Origin of the sequence: Streptococcus sp. HMSC072D07 (assembly GCF_001814835.1) — a bacterium.
In the GTDB taxonomy this organism is placed as follows: domain Bacteria; phylum Bacillota; class Bacilli; order Lactobacillales; family Streptococcaceae; genus Streptococcus.
In genome coordinates, this window is the sequence record NZ_KV818036.1 from 301600 (window position 1) to 315547 (window position 13948).

At 42.0% G+C, this 13948-nt stretch carries 14 protein-coding genes and 1 riboswitch; of the genes, 3 read left to right on the forward strand and 11 right to left on the reverse strand.

Features of this window, described 5'->3' with window-relative positions; translation table 11 throughout:
- Positions 1 to 271: 271 nt before the first annotated feature.
- Entirely contained in the window at positions 272 to 1612 is a 1341-nt protein-coding gene (locus tag HMPREF2991_RS02280) for a sodium-dependent transporter (protein ID WP_002874374.1), read from the forward strand.
- Positions 1613 to 1653: 41 nt separating this feature from the next.
- On the opposite strand, the gene manA is transcribed toward HMPREF2991_RS02280, so the two are convergent.
- The 3 genes from manA to HMPREF2991_RS02295 form a co-directional block, all read right to left on the reverse strand.
- A complete protein-coding gene (manA, locus tag HMPREF2991_RS02285; protein ID WP_001294312.1) occupies positions 1654 to 2598 on the reverse strand; it encodes a mannose-6-phosphate isomerase, class I in 945 nt (314 codons plus the stop codon).
- A gap of 119 nt (positions 2599 to 2717) precedes the next feature.
- Positions 2718 to 4157, reverse strand: coding sequence for a 6-phospho-beta-glucosidase (locus HMPREF2991_RS02290; RefSeq protein ID WP_000136073.1), 1440 nt, complete (start codon positions 4155 to 4157; stop codon positions 2718 to 2720).
- A gap of 131 nt (positions 4158 to 4288) precedes the next feature.
- On the reverse strand, positions 4289 to 4549 hold the full coding sequence (locus tag HMPREF2991_RS02295) for a SemiSWEET family transporter (RefSeq protein WP_001291476.1): 261 nt from the start codon (positions 4547 to 4549) through the stop codon (positions 4289 to 4291).
- A gap of 325 nt (positions 4550 to 4874) precedes the next feature.
- Here HMPREF2991_RS02295 and HMPREF2991_RS02300 point away from each other — a divergent pair, with 325 nt between their 5' ends.
- On the forward strand, positions 4875 to 5219 hold the full coding sequence (locus HMPREF2991_RS02300; RefSeq protein WP_000913393.1) for a lipopolysaccharide assembly protein LapA domain-containing protein: 345 nt from the start codon (positions 4875 to 4877) through the stop codon (positions 5217 to 5219).
- Positions 5220 to 5384: 165 nt separating this feature from the next.
- On the opposite strand, the gene HMPREF2991_RS02305 is transcribed toward HMPREF2991_RS02300, so the two are convergent.
- The 5 genes from HMPREF2991_RS02305 to HMPREF2991_RS02325 form a co-directional block, all read right to left on the reverse strand.
- Positions 5385 to 5732: a VOC family protein gene (locus HMPREF2991_RS02305; RefSeq protein WP_001052638.1), complete on the reverse strand. Its 348-nt coding sequence runs from the start codon at positions 5730 to 5732 to the stop codon at positions 5385 to 5387.
- A 58-nt stretch (positions 5733 to 5790) separates the two neighbouring features.
- Entirely contained in the window at positions 5791 to 7566 is a 1776-nt protein-coding gene (gene spxB, locus HMPREF2991_RS02310) for a pyruvate oxidase (protein ID WP_070569039.1), read from the reverse strand.
- A 212-nt stretch (positions 7567 to 7778) separates the two neighbouring features.
- A complete protein-coding gene (locus tag HMPREF2991_RS02315) occupies positions 7779 to 10001 on the reverse strand; it encodes a heavy metal translocating P-type ATPase (RefSeq protein WP_070683342.1) in 2223 nt (740 codons plus the stop codon).
- Between the two features lie 9 nt (positions 10002 to 10010).
- A complete protein-coding gene (locus HMPREF2991_RS02320; protein WP_000935056.1) occupies positions 10011 to 10382 on the reverse strand; it encodes a cupredoxin domain-containing protein in 372 nt (123 codons plus the stop codon).
- A gap of 10 nt (positions 10383 to 10392) precedes the next feature.
- The gene (locus tag HMPREF2991_RS02325; protein ID WP_001167199.1) at positions 10393 to 10788 is read right to left on the reverse strand and encodes a CopY/TcrY family copper transport repressor; all 396 of its coding nucleotides are present in this window, start codon (positions 10786 to 10788) and stop codon (positions 10393 to 10395) included.
- Positions 10789 to 10971: 183 nt separating this feature from the next.
- A riboswitch (TPP riboswitch) is annotated at positions 10972 to 11070 on the forward strand.
- 84 nt (positions 11071 to 11154) lie between these two features.
- Between HMPREF2991_RS02325 and thiD the strand changes: the two genes are divergently transcribed.
- Positions 11155 to 11946: a bifunctional hydroxymethylpyrimidine kinase/phosphomethylpyrimidine kinase gene (gene thiD / locus HMPREF2991_RS02330; RefSeq protein WP_070683344.1), complete on the forward strand. Its 792-nt coding sequence runs from the start codon at positions 11155 to 11157 to the stop codon at positions 11944 to 11946.
- 46 nt (positions 11947 to 11992) lie between these two features.
- Here the strand turns inward: thiD and thiE are convergent, their stop codons facing one another.
- From thiE to thiW, 3 genes are read right to left on the reverse strand one after another with little or no spacing between them, the layout of a single operon-like run.
- A complete protein-coding gene (thiE, locus tag HMPREF2991_RS02335) occupies positions 11993 to 12625 on the reverse strand; it encodes a thiamine phosphate synthase (RefSeq protein WP_001078196.1) in 633 nt (210 codons plus the stop codon).
- Positions 12618 to 13421: a hydroxyethylthiazole kinase gene (locus HMPREF2991_RS02340; protein WP_001155204.1), complete on the reverse strand. Its 804-nt coding sequence runs from the start codon at positions 13419 to 13421 to the stop codon at positions 12618 to 12620. Before HMPREF2991_RS02340 ends, thiE begins: the two co-directional genes overlap by 8 nt.
- Positions 13421 to 13945: an energy coupling factor transporter S component ThiW gene (thiW, locus tag HMPREF2991_RS02345; RefSeq protein WP_001244058.1), complete on the reverse strand. Its 525-nt coding sequence runs from the start codon at positions 13943 to 13945 to the stop codon at positions 13421 to 13423. Before thiW ends, HMPREF2991_RS02340 begins: the two co-directional genes overlap by 1 nt.
- Positions 13946 to 13948 lie beyond the last annotated feature (3 nt).

Below are 13948 nucleotides of genomic sequence, written 5' to 3' on the forward strand. Positions count from 1 at the left end.
CGTGGTTTGAATTTGATTTTCGAAGAGTATTACATTGATAGTATAACCCCTCCCCCTAGGTCAGAGTCAAGCGTTTTTGCGAAAAATTTTTAACTTTTTGAGAAAGGTGTGAAAACTTGAAAATGGTTTTCTTGACAGACCTTTGAAAACATGATAGGATAGTCAAGTCTATCAATCAAACAGAAGGTTCATAGAGAGCCATTGAGAGAGGGCTATTTGACAACTCAAGTAGCCTTTTCTTATTTTAAAAAACAAGATTGGAGTTTCAACTATGTCAGAAAAATCGCAATGGGGCTCGAAACTAGGCTTTATCCTAGCATCTGCTGGTTCAGCCATCGGACTTGGAGCCGTTTGGAAATTTCCCTACATGACTGCCGCTAATGGCGGGGGAGGCTTTTTACTGGTCTTTCTCATTTCCACCATTTTAATCGGTTTCCCGCTCCTGCTGGCTGAATTTGCCCTTGGCCGTAGTGCTGGCGTTTCCGCTATCAAAACCTTTGGAAAACTAGGCAAGAATAACAAGTACAACTTTATCGGTTGGATTGGTGCCTTTGCCCTCTTTATCCTCCTCTCCTTTTACAGTGTCATCGGAGGTTGGATTCTAGTCTATCTAGGAATTGAGTTTGGGAAATTGTTCCAGCTTGGCGGTACGGGTGATTATGCTCAGTTATTTACTTCAATCATTTCAAATCCAGCCATTGCCCTAGGAGCTCAAGCAGCCTTTATCTTGTTGAATATCTTTATTGTATCACGTGGGGTTCAAAAAGGAATTGAAAGAGCCTCGAAAGTCATGATGCCTATGCTCTTTATCATCTTTGTCGTGATCATCGGGCGCTCGCTCAGCTTGCCAAACGCCATGGAAGGGGTTCTCTACTTCCTCAAACCAGACTTTTCAAAACTGACCAGCGCTGGTCTCCTCTATGCTCTGGGACAATCTTTCTTTGCCCTCTCACTAGGGGTTACAGCCATGCTGACCTATGCTTCCTACTTGGACAAGAAAACCAATCTGGTCCAGTCAGGGATTTCCATCGTAGCCATGAACATCTCGGTTTCCATCATGGCGGGACTAGCCATTTTCCCAGCCATGTCAGCTTTCAATATCCAGTCGGAAGGGGGACCAAGCCTGCTCTTTATCGTCTTGCCTCAACTCTTTGACAAGATGCCTTTTGGAACCATTTTCTACATCCTTTTCCTCTTGCTTTTCCTCTTTGCGACGGTCACTTCTTCTGTCGTTATGCTGGAAATCAATGTGGGCAATATCACCAATCAGGACAATCGCAAGCGTGCTAAATGGAGTGCTATTTTAGGAATCTTGACCTTTGTCTTTGGAATTCCTTCAGCTCTATCCTATGGGGTCATGGCGGATGTTCACATTTTTGGGAAGACCTTCTTTGATGCTATGGATTTCTTGGTTTCCAATCTCCTCATGCCATTTGGAGCTCTCTGCCTGTCACTTTTTACAGGCTACATCTTTAAGAAGGCTCATGCTAAGGAGGAACTCCATCTTGATGAAAGAGCATGGAAACAAGGACTTTTCCAAGTCTGGCTTTTCCTCCTTCGTTTCATCATTCCTATTATCATCATTGTGGTTTTTATCGCCCAATTTATGTAATCAAAAAGGACTTGAGTAGTAAACTCAGGCCCTTTCTTTTTTTATGGATGGCTAACAATCAATTCCAAACCTTGCCCTTCTAGGGTCCAAGCTTCAACATCACTTGGTAGGATAAAGTGGCTACCTTTTTGGATTGGATAGTTTTTCCCGTCAATAGTAAGCTGACCTTGACCAGCTAAGACACTAAACAAACTGTAGTCTGCTGTCTTTTTAAAGTCAACTTTTCCAGTGATTTCCCACTTGTAAACTGCGAAGAAGTCATTAGACACAAGGAGAGTGGAACGTAAATCATCTGCTTTGATAGTTACGGGACGGCTATTAGCAGGTTCACCAATGTTCAAGACATCGATGGATTTTTCAAGGTGAAGTTCACGCAAGTTGCCCTTGTCATCCTTACGGTCAAAGTCATAAACACGGTAGGTGGTATCGCTAGACTGCTGGGTTTCAAGAATCAAGATACCTGCTCCAATAGCGTGCATGGTGCCACTTGGTACATAGAAGAAGTCTCCAGCCTTAACAGGCACTTTGGTCAGCAAGGCATCCCAGTTCTTGTCCTCAATTTGCTGGCGAAGTTCTTCTTTTGATTTGGCATTGTGACCATAGATAATCTCTGAACCTTCATCCGCAGCGATGATGTACCAGCACTCTGTTTTCCCGAGCTCACCTTCATGCTCTAGTCCATAGGCATCGTCTGGGTGAACTTGGACACTGAGCCAATCGTTGGCATCGAGTATCTTGGTCAAGAGTGGAAATACAGGTTCTGGACGATTGCCAAACAATTCACGGTGTTCCGCATACAAGGTAGATAAGTCTGTTCCCTCGTAGCGACCATTAGCTACCTTAGAAACACCATTTGGGTGGGCTGAAATAGCCCAGTATTCTCCGATTTTTTCACTTGGAATGTCGTAGCCAAACTCATCACGTAGCTTGGTTCCACCCCAGATTTTTTCTTGCATAACTGATTGTAAAAATAATGGTTCTGACATCTTATTCTCCTGTCTGTTTTTCTCACTTCATTATAGCAAAAAGCTAGGTCTAATTGAACTCTTTTTCACATCTTATAAAGTAGGGAGAAGATTTTATAAAAATAGTGAACAAATGTGCTCTACTTAATACTTGCACCATTGCTGGCAATGACATCCTTGTACCAGTAGAAGGATTTCTTCTTGCTCCGTTTGAGACTTCCTTGACCTGCATTATCACGATCCACATAGATAAAGCCATATCGCTTGTTCATTTCGCCTGTTCCAGCTGAAACCAGATCTATACAACCCCAAGTCGTATAACCAAGCAATTCAACGCCATCTTGGTAAATAGCATCTCGCATAGCCTTGATATGGGCCTCTAAGTAAGCAATCCGATAGTCATCTGCTACGTATCCATTTTCATCTGGCGTGTCCATAGCACCGAGGCCATTTTCTACGATGAACATAGGCTTTTGATAACGATCCCAGATAGCATTGAGGGTGATACGAAGCCCCAGTGGGTCAATCTGCCAACCCCATTCAGAGGATTCTAGATAAGGATTTTTGATAGAGGCAAAGACATTTCCAGCGGTCAGATTCGTCACTTCTGGATCGCCTGAGGCCACTCGACTCGCATAGTAAGAGAAGGAAACAAAATCAACAGTGTGATTCTTCAACAAATCCAAATCCTCTGCCGTCATTTCAATTTCTATCCCCTCACGCTCCCACTGTTTCTTGGCATAGTTTGGGTATTCCCCACGCGCTTGGACGTCAATGAAGAAGTAACTCTTACGGTCTTCCTCCATAGCTGCCCAGTAGTCTCTCGGATGGGCAGTGTTGGGATAGTATTGTCCTGCTGCCAACATACATCCCACCTTGTTTTCTGGATCAATTTCGTGAGCAATTTTAGTCGCCATAGCCGAGGCTACCAGCTCATGGTGGGCTGCTTGGTATTTGATCTGTTCTTGATTTTCTCCTTCTTCAAAACAAATCCCAGCTCCTAAAAAGGGGGCATGCAGAATCATATTGATTTCGTTGAAGGTGAGCCAGTACTTGACCAAGCCCTTGTAACGGGTAAAGAGGGTGTGACAGAGATTTGCGTAAAAGTCCAACATACGACGATTGCGCCAACCACCGTACTCCCTAATTAAGTGCATGGGGCAATCGAAATGCGTGATGGTCACCAGTGGTTCAATTCCATACTTGTGGCATTCCTTAAATAAATCCTCATAAAAAGCTAGACCAACTTCATTTGGCTCTGCTTCGTCACCTTGAGGAAAAATCCGAGTCCAAGCAATGGAAAGTCGATAGGTTTTAAATCCCATTTCTGCAAAAAGCGCAATATCTTCCTTGTAATGATGGTACATATCAATGGCTTCCTTTGCTGGGTAAAAATAGCCCTCCTCAAACGAAAACATCTTTTTCTGACCTGTAATAATAGCCTCACGGTCTGGACCAATCGGTACCACATCCACATTAGCAAGACCACGGCCATCTTGATTATAAGCACCCTCACATTGATTAGCTGCCGTAGCACCACCCCAGAGGAATCCTTCTGGAAATTGTAGTATTTCTGTCATCACTTTACCTCGATTGATTTATTACTTCTATTATACTAAAAAGGAGGCAAAAAGTTTGGAACCCTCTGGATAATAATAGCACTAAACTTACTTTTATATATACGAAAAAAAGACTGAAACCAGTCTTCTTTTTAAATCAAAGCTGTGATAGCCGTTACTAGGCCAAAAACGATACCTGGTGCATTAGCAGCCGCAAGTGGAATATCTCTTTCTTTCTTGAAAAGACCGTAGTAAACCCAGAGACTACAGTTGATGGCTGCAACCAAGGGCTGGATAAAGTTCCCTTTTTGACCAGCCAGGTTGTTCATAATTTGCGGGAAGTAAGAGACGTACATCATAACAGACATGAAGGTCGCTACCCAACCCAAAACTTTCATTTGTTTTTCAGACATTTTCAAAACCTCTTTCATTTTTATGAATCATATTTTATAATCTTTTTTCAAAACAATCAAGTCTTTAAAACTTTTGTTATAAAGATATAAACTATCACAATCTTGTTATAAGAAAGAGGGAACAGAAAAAAGACCGAATTGCTCCGTTCTGTTTACTCAATCAAATATTAGAAAATGAATACTCCTTTTCAATGAATCGATTGATTGATGGTAAATAAGCCGTTAGAAATTATTGACAGTATCGAAATTTTCTAGTAAAATGAATTTTGTTAATACCTAAATGGTGTGTAGTTTTCTATCAACATAGTCAGGAGAAAAGGAACTTATGCTAAAAAAATTTAATGAATTGTCACTGAAAGATAAGGCTTATCTAATTGGCGGTTTGAGCTTATTAGTCATTGTGATCTCATTTGGTCTACTCAATCGTCAAACAGTAACTGTCAGTCTTGTCTTTACACAACTATCTGCTCCCTTGATTTTGGTGATTTTTACTTGTCTAGTAATCGGGATCATTGCTGGTAGTGCTATTGGTATTAGCTATCACCATAACAAGACTCAAGATCTGAGAAGCCGCATTGCTGAAGCAGAAGCGACTATCAATATAAAAGACAGGGAGCTTGTCCAGTACGAGGAACAGGTGCAACAATTAAAACAGGAAGCCAAACAATAAGTGTAGAAATCATAACCACCCGTGAAAACGGGTGGTTTTTTGTCTCGCACCTAACGGAGCGAGACGGACTGAAAGTCGCATAAATACAAAAAAGATCGAATTGCTCCGATCTTTTTAAGTTTCACTCCAAGAATGTTTAGATAAAAAATTTGATAATAGAATTACCTACTTCATACGATAAAAATCAATCACTAGACCAGCAGGCCCTTTAACTAATAAGGACTCTGTTCCCCAATCGGTTACAGTTGGTCCGTTTAAAACCTGGATACCAAGTTCTTTCAACCGTTGGTAATTCTGGTCTACATCCTCAACCTCGATATGAAGAATGATTCCTGACTGAAAATCTTCCAAAGGAATCAAATGATTTTGGGACAACATCAGACAGTGACTGCCAATCGTAAACTGAGCAAAACTGTCATCAACATAATCGGGCTTTTTATCCAAAATACGCTCCAAGTCAGCACAGACTTGGGGAACATCTGAAACGATAATATCTAATTGATTTAAATTCATTTACTATCCTCCAGAAAAAGACCGGATTGCTCCGATCTTTTTAAGTTCCACGAAGGAATTATTTAATTGCGCGTGATTGCAATCCTTCTTCTTCCAAGAAGAGGCGGAATGGTACGAGTTCTTCTGCTTCGTATTTTTCCTTGAAGGCTTTGATTGCTTCTTCTGAGTGAAGTTTTGGATCCAATTCAAGTACTTCTACTGGAAGTGGACGATGTTGAGAGATGCGAGCATCGATCACAACAGTTTTACCTTCTTTGTTGAGTTTAACAGCTTCTGCAACAACTGCATCGATGTCTTCGATACGGTCAACTGTAAATCCTACAGCACCTTGAGCTTCAGCGATTTTCGCATAGTCAGCATTAGGGAAGTCACAACCAAACAAGTGTTTGTTTGTGTCTTCGTATTTGTCCTTGATGAAGGCATATTTACCATTTGAGAAGACAACGTTGATAACTGGAAGGTCGTATTGAACGTTTGTGATAACGTCTGGGTAGCACATGTTGAATGCACCGTCACCCATGATGTTCCATACTTGGCGATCAGGATTGTCTTTCTTAGCAGCGATACCACCAGGAAGGGCAATACCCATTGTCGCAAAGAGTGGAGATGTACGCCACATGTTCTTAGGTGTCATGTGAAGGTGACGAGTAGATGTTTGAGTAGTGTCACCTACGTCGATTGAATAGATAGCGTCTTGATCAGCATGTTTGTTGATTGCATTGTAAACTTGATACAATTGCAATTCACCCTCAGTTTTACCTTCGAGTTTGTTCATGTAATCACGCCAGTTTTGGTTGTTCTTAACGTTTGCACGCCACCATGGAGTAGATTCTACTAGGTTTACTTTGTCAAGGATAGCTTTAGCTGCTTGACCTGCGTCACCAAGGATTGAAGCGTCAAGGGCATGACGTTTACCAAGTTTGTATGGGTCGATATCGACTTGGATGAATTTTTCAGTGTTCTTGAAGGCTTCGTACACTTCAGCAAACGGGAAGTTTGAACCAAGGAAAAGAACTGTGTCTGCTTCGAAGACCACTTCGTTGGCTGGTTTCCAACCAACACGGTAAGCAGAACCTGTCAAACCTTCGTAGTTCCATTCGAAAGCTTCAAAGTTTTTACCAGTTGTGATGATTGGTGCTTTGATTTTACGTGACAATTCAGTGATCACTTCACCAGCTTTGACACCACCGTAACCAGCGTAGATAACTGGACGTTCAGCATTGTTCAAGATTTCAACAGCTTTGTCGATTTCAACTTCGTTCAAGGCAGGAGCGATGAATGAACGTTCGTATGAACCTGAACCGTAGTAAGAGTTTTCGTCGATTTCTTGGAAACCAAAGTTTACTGGGATTTCAACAACAGCTGGACCTTTTTTAGAAACTGCAGCACGGCAAGCTTCGTCGATTACTTTTGGCAATTGCTCAGCGTAAGCTACACGTTTGTTGTAGACAGCAATACCGTTGTACATTGGGTTTTGGTTCAATTCTTGGAAGGCATCCATGTTGAGTTCGTTAACTGGACGTGATCCAAGGATAGCAAGGAATGGAGTGTTATCCATAGCTGCATCGTAAACACCGTTAATCAAGTGAGTCGCACCTGGACCACCTGAACCAACTGCAACCCCGATTGAGCCACCGAATTTAGCTTGCATGACCGCTGCAAGAGCACCTGTTTCTTCGTGGCGAACTTGCAAGAAGCGGATATCTTTGTCTTCAGCCAAAGCGTCCATCAATGAGCTGAGTGTTCCTGATGGGATACCGTAGATTGTGTCTACGCCCCATGTTTTCAATACGTTGAGCATTGCTGCAGATGCAGTAATTTTCCCTTGAGTCATAATGATAACTCTCCTTCAAATATTTTTAAAACTTGATAAATCCGTTTTCATATACTAATTGGAAACGTTTCAGCAAATTTTTACTCTACTACTTTACCACATTTGTTTTGGGTCTCCTAAGAATGTGCTCAGAAGTTCTTATTCTCTATTACAGTACAGTTTGAAAACGTTTTTAATATCTGTTTTATAATAAAAAGCGAGCAAGCTCGCTTTTAGTCTATTTTACTAAAGTTTAGCATGAGTGAACTGATTAAAACAGATACTGAACTAAAGGCCATGGCCAATCCTGCAAGTTCTGGATTGAGTACCAAACCAAGAACAGAAAACACTCCTGCTGCAATCGGAATACCAATGAGGTTATAGATAGAAGCCCAGAAAAGATTGAGTAGAATACGATTAAAGGTCTTCTTACTCATATCAAAAGCACGTGCCAATCCTAGTAAATTGTTGGTTGTAAGGACAAGATCTGCTGATTCAATGGCAATATCTGTCCCAGAGCCCATGGCAATTCCGACATCCGCTACACTGAGGGCCGGCGCATCATTGATACCATCTCCAACAAAGGCCAATTTCCCATTCTTTTGAAGCTTGTGAATTTCATGTGCCTTTTCCTCTGGCAAGACATTTGCGATTACTTCTTCGATACCAATTTGTTCTGCAATCGCATGGGCTACTCCAGCATTATCTCCAGTAAGCATGACCGTTCTAAGACCACGTTTTTTCAATTTAGCAATAGCTTCTTTGGCATTTTCCTTAGGGACATCCTGCAAGGCAATTAAGCCTTTTAACTGACCATCCACGGATAGGAAGACAACTGTTTTTGCTTCTTTCTCAAGCAAATCAAATCGTTCTTGATAATCATGTGGAATAGCAAGGTCAGCTAAGAGCTTAGCATTCCCCAGCAAGACTTGCTTACCATTAATAATCCCAGTCACACCTTTTCCATGCAAGGCTTGGAAGTTTTCCACTGGGTGAAGGCTAATTCCTAGTTCAGATGCACGATTAACAATAGCTTGAGCTAGCGGGTGTTGAGATACATCTTCCAGTGAAGCAGCCAAACTTAGCACTTCTCCTTCATCTCCGATAACATCTGTCACTACTGGCTTCCCTTCGGTCAAGGTTCCTGTCTTATCAAAAACAACCGTTTGAACTTTTTGGATTTCCTGTAGAACTGTACCATTTTTGAGAAGAATCCCCATCTTGGCACTTCGTCCTGTTCCAACCATGAGTGCTGTTGGTGTCGCAAGTCCAAGAGCACAAGGGCAGGCAATAATCAAGACTGCAACACCATAGAGAAGCGACGTTACAAAACTTTCACCAAGAAAAACAAACCAGATCCAAAAAGTAAGGAGTCCTAAAATGACAACTGCTGGTACGAAAATTCCAGAAATCTTGTCTGTCAAATCTTGAATAGGAGCACGACTGGTTTGAGCTTTCTTCACAAAGTCTACAATCTGAGCCAACATGGTTTCAGAACCTACTTTTTCAGCTCTAAAAATGATCGTACCACTATTATTGATGGTTGAACCAATGACAGCATCTCCAACTGATTTATCGACTGGAATACTTTCCCCAGTTACCATTGATTCATCAATACTAGTTTCTCCTTCTATTACAGTCCCATCAACGGCAATTTTTTCACCTGGTCGAACGCGAATGAGATCCCCAACTTTGACTTGTTCTAGAGGTATTTGAACATAAACATCATCACGCAAAACCTCTGCTGTTTTTGCTTGTAGGTCTAATAATTTTTCGACTGCCTGCGAAGTATTTTTTCGCATTTTTTCCTCAAAAACTGCTCCCAAAAGAATGAAGAAGAGGATAAATGCAGCACTTTCAAAGTAAACGGGCAGACCAGTGAAGAGGGCAACTAAGCTATAGAAATAGGCCACTAGGGTTCCCAGAGCAACCAAGGTATCCATGTTGGAATTGTGCTTTTTAAAACTAGCCCAGGCGCTTCTGATATATGGAACTCCAGCTACCAGCATAATGGGGGTTGTGGCTAAAAAGGTGCCCCAACGCATGACTTGGTGACTAATTCCTCCTGTAGACATACCAATCATGAGAATCACAAGAGGCACAGTAAAGATAGTAGTAATCCAAAAACGTTGTAAAAGTGATAGAGATTTTCGAGTCTTCTCAACTACGGTATAACTCCCCTTTTGCATCTTCATGCCACAAGAAAACTCGTGCTCACCCAAGTCTTGAGGCGTAAAGCGAATAATTTTTTCCTCATCTTGAGCGATTGGTTCTAGAATCCCTTCTTCTTCGAAGAGAACTTCTTTATAACAGTTTGAAGGTGTCACACGGTGAAAAGTAATCTCAGCAGGAATCCCTTTTTGCAGTTGAATGTGGGCTGGATGGTAGCCTTTGTCTGCCGTGATACGGATTTTTTGAATGCCATTTTCTAGGCTTGCTTTCACAATTTCTGTCATAGTCTCCTCCTACTCTACAATCATCTTGCCGTGCATCATGTTCATACCACATGCAAAGCCAAACTCTCCAGTCTGCTCAGGTGTGATTTCCACTACATACTCTTCACCCATAGGCAAGTCCGCATGCACACCAAAATCTGGAAAGACGATCTGATCTAGACAGGGTGAAGGGTCCTTGCGGTCAAAGACAATGCGGGCTGGCACTGATTTTTTAAGAATAATCAACTCAGGCGTATAGCCCCCCATGACTTCCACTCGGATCTCTTGGTAACCCTTTTTTTGCTGGGCCTTTTGTCCAGATTTTTCAGGCTTTTTGAAAAACCAAAACAAGATAAACGCGATAAGGGCAATACAAATAATGGTTACAATACTATTTAACATGACGTCTCCTTTACATACAATTACATCTTACTTCTGTTACAGCGCTTGATTTCTTCTTAGAAATCACAGCTTCTAAGTCTTCCAAGTCAGCCAAAGTGAAATCACATTCCACAATCAAATCAGCCAACAAGTTCTTAATCCTACGAGAACAAACCTTGTCTTTGATATCTTGGACAAGCAAGTCTCGACTCTGGTCCAGAGTTAAAAGGGCTGAATAGACAAAGAACTTGCCTTCTTTTTTCCTTGTCAGACACTCTTTCTCAACCAAACGAGCCAAAAGAGTTTGAATGGTCGACTTGGACCAGTCGAACCGCTCCGCCAGAACCCTGATCAAATCCGTACTGGTCTGCTCTCCTTGCATCCAAATAATCTTCATAACCTGCCATTCTGCATCTGAAATCTGCATAATCACACCTCCTAAATCTACATTTGTCGATTACAGTTATTAGTATACTCCGGAAATCTACATTTGTCAACTATAATTTTTATTATTTTTTCGAAATATAGAATTCTAATCATGTAACGAGAGATTTGCAGTCAAATTTTACTATATAAACTATAAAAATATGCTATACTGAAGAAAAAAGAAAACAACCACTAGGGGTGCGTAAAGCTGAGATTAACGACTGTTAGATCCCTTTGACTCAATCTAGGTAATGCTAGCTGATGGAAGTGGAAATGATGATGAGGACTATCTGGTCTTCTATTTCCTTCCTAAAACAGACTTGCTTGTTCTTAAGAATACAAACTTCAGTTGGTTGGGAGGTTTTAGATGACTTATTTACCCGTTGCTCTGACCATTGCTGGGACAGACCCCAGTGGCGGTGCTGGCATTATGGCTGACTTAAAGTCGTTCCAAGCTAGAGATGTCTATGGAATGGCCGTTGTGACCAGTCTTGTCGCTCAAAATACAAGAGGCGTTCAATTAATCGAGCACGTCTCCAACCAAATGCTGGAAGCTCAATTGGAAAGTGTCTTTTCGGATATCAAGCCTCAGGCTGTAAAAACTGGGATGTTGGCAACTACTGAAATCATGGAGATCATCCAACCCTACCTTAAAAAGCTGGATTGTCCCTATGTGCTGGACCCTGTTATGGTCGCTACAAGTGGGGACACCCTGATAGATACTAGTGCGAGAAGCTACCTAAAAACAAACTTGCTTCCCCTTGCTACCATCATCACCCCCAATCTTCCTGAGGCAGAAGAGATTGTTGGTTTTTCAATCCATGATCCAGAAGACATGCAACGTGCTGGTCGCCTGATTTTAAAAGAATTTGGCCCTCAGTCTGTAGTTATCAAAGGTGGTCATCTTGAAGGTGGTGCCAAGGATTTCCTCTTTACCAAGGAGGAACAATTTGTCTGGGAAAGTCCACGAATTCAAACCTGTCACACCCATGGTACTGGATGTACTTTTGCTGCAGTGATTACGGCTGAACTAGCCAAGGGGAAGACCCTTTATCAGTCAGTCGATAAGGCCAAGGCCTTTATCACAAAAGCCATCCAAGACGCCCCTCAACTCGGTCATGGTTCTGGCCCAGTCAACCATACAAGTTTTAAAGATTAAGAAAAACTCTCTAGTTCCCACTTTAAGGGAATTAGAGAGTTTTTGATTAGGAAATCATGTCATCCAGCTTTGTTAAAAATGCTTGCGTTTTTGCCTCTATATCTTCTGCCTGCATCAAATCACGAACAACGGCTACTCCAGCTATGCCAGTTGCAGCAAGTTGGTCAATATTCTCTGACGTCAAGCCTCCAATAGCAACTACTGGAATGGCGACCATTTGGCAAATGGTTTTCAAGGTTGAAATCAAGGTGATAGGTGCATTTTCTTTGGTAGTTGTCGGGAAAATAGCTCCTGTCCCCAAGTAATCTGCACCCGATGTTTCTGCTTCAAGAGCTCTTTTTACTGTTTTAGCAGTGACACCGAGGATTTTTTCAGGACCCAATACTTGGCGGGCAACCGAAACTGGTAGTTCATCGTCGCCAATATGCAAACCTGCAGCATCGACTGCAAGACAGATATCCAACCGATCATCGATAATCAAGGGCACCTGATAGGCGTCTGTTATTTCCTTGACTTGTTTTGCCAGCTGATAGTATTGGTTGGTGGTGAGATTTTTTTCTCGTAATTGAATGATGGTAACACCTGAACGGCAGGCCGTCTCAACTTTTTCAAGAAAGCTTTCCAAGGAATCTTGGTAGCGATTGGTTACTAGATACAGTCTAAATGCTTCTCTATTCATAAAAGTCTCCTTTGATGGCTTTTAGCCAGTTTTCATCTCTTTTTAGGAGAGAGAGTTGATTGAGAACTTGGTAACGAAAACCTTCCAATCCCATTCCTTGAACAAGAATTCTCTCAGCAGCGATATTGAGATAAGAAACTGCTAGGCAGGAAGCTTCAAAGGCAGTCTTTCCTTGGCTGAGAAAAACGGTTGTCAAGGCTCCAACCAGGTCTCCTGTCCCTGTTATCCAGTCCAATTCTGCACAGCCATTCCTCAATACAGCAACTTGATTTTCTGAAACGATGAGGTCCTTGGGGCCAGTGACTAAAAATGACATACCAGGATAAAGCTGACACCAGTCTTTCAAGACTTGGAGCAAATCCTCAGTTTCTTGATCTTTAGCACTCGCATCGACCCCAACTCCGTGGTGTTTTAAACCAACAAGACTTCGGATTTCCGACATATTTCCTTTAAGGACCGTGGGATTGTATTCTAAAAGATCTGTGACTAGGTCCTTACGAATGGATGAAGCTGCTACGCCAACCGCATCTACTACCATTGGGAGGCCAGCTTGAGCTGCATAAGTAGCTGCCATGCGGATTGCTTTCTCCTTCTCAGCTGACAAATGCCCCAGATTGATAAAGAGAGCTTGGCTTTGTTTGGTAAAATCAAGAACCTCACGGGGATCATCTGCCATGACAGGTTTAGATCCCAGAGCCAAAATTCCATTGGCCAGCATCTCACAGGAAATCTCATTGGTGATGCAGTGAATTAAGGAGCTGGAGGTTAGAGGAAAGGGATTTGTAAATTCCTGCATCAGTCTATCCTTTCTCCAAAGAAATATCCCTGCACTTTTTTAAAGAATTCCTGCTTGATTAAAAATCGAAAGGCAAGAAAAGCTATGGCTGTACCAATCAAGGTTGCTCCAAAAAATCTAGGAGTGTAGATAAACCAGCTAAGCTTGGCCGCAGATCCTGTAAAGAGAACCATGACAGGATAGGAAACAATGGAACCGATAATCCCTGTTCCCAAGATTTCTCCTAGAGCAGAATAGCGAAATTTCCGACCATACTTATAAAAGAGACCTGCAAGGAGGGCTCCAAAAGTAGCTCCTGTTAGGGCCAAAGGGGGAATACCTTGAGTCGTCATACGGATAAAGGCTGTGACTGTAGCCATGACCAAGGCATAAACAGGTCCCATCAAAATCCCTGCAAGAATGTTGACTACACTGGACATTGGTGCCATTCCTTCAATTCGAAAGATGGGTGTAAGTACTACGTCAAGAGCAATCATCATGGATAAAATGGTTAATTTGTGAACTTGTAGTTGGTGGTTTCTCATTTT

What these genes read in the sequence shown, in the direction of transcription:
- HMPREF2991_RS02280 (WP_002874374.1), top strand. Translation starts at nt 272, where the DNA reads ATGTCAGAAAAATCGCAATGGGGCTCGAAACTAGGCTTTATCCTAGCA.
- HMPREF2991_RS02300 (WP_000913393.1), top strand. Translation starts at nt 4,875, where the DNA reads ATGCTAAAAAAATTTAATGAATTGTCACTGAAAGATAAGGCTTATCTA.
- HMPREF2991_RS02315 (WP_070683342.1), bottom strand. Translation starts at nt 10,001, where the DNA reads ATGACAGAAATTGTGAAAGCAAGCCTAGAAAATGGCATTCAAAAAATC.
- HMPREF2991_RS02305 (WP_001052638.1), bottom strand. Translation starts at nt 5,732, where the DNA reads ATGAATTTAAATCAATTAGATATTATCGTTTCAGATGTTCCCCAAGTC.
- HMPREF2991_RS02320 (WP_000935056.1), bottom strand. Translation starts at nt 10,382, where the DNA reads ATGTTAAATAGTATTGTAACCATTATTTGTATTGCCCTTATCGCGTTT.
- HMPREF2991_RS02340 (WP_001155204.1), bottom strand. Translation starts at nt 13,421, where the DNA reads ATGCAGGAATTTACAAATCCCTTTCCTCTAACCTCCAGCTCCTTAATT.
- spxB (WP_070569039.1), bottom strand. Translation starts at nt 7,566, where the DNA reads ATGACTCAAGGGAAAATTACTGCATCTGCAGCAATGCTCAACGTATTG.
- HMPREF2991_RS02325 (WP_001167199.1), bottom strand. Translation starts at nt 10,788, where the DNA reads ATGCAGATTTCAGATGCAGAATGGCAGGTTATGAAGATTATTTGGATG.
- thiD (WP_070683344.1), top strand. Translation starts at nt 11,155, where the DNA reads ATGACTTATTTACCCGTTGCTCTGACCATTGCTGGGACAGACCCCAGT.
- HMPREF2991_RS02295 (WP_001291476.1), bottom strand. Translation starts at nt 4,549, where the DNA reads ATGTCTGAAAAACAAATGAAAGTTTTGGGTTGGGTAGCGACCTTCATG.
- thiE (WP_001078196.1), bottom strand. Translation starts at nt 12,625, where the DNA reads ATGAATAGAGAAGCATTTAGACTGTATCTAGTAACCAATCGCTACCAA.
- manA (WP_001294312.1), bottom strand. Translation starts at nt 2,598, where the DNA reads ATGTCAGAACCATTATTTTTACAATCAGTTATGCAAGAAAAAATCTGG.
- HMPREF2991_RS02290 (WP_000136073.1), bottom strand. Translation starts at nt 4,157, where the DNA reads ATGACAGAAATACTACAATTTCCAGAAGGATTCCTCTGGGGTGGTGCT.
- thiW (WP_001244058.1), bottom strand. Translation starts at nt 13,945, where the DNA reads ATGAGAAACCACCAACTACAAGTTCACAAATTAACCATTTTATCCATG.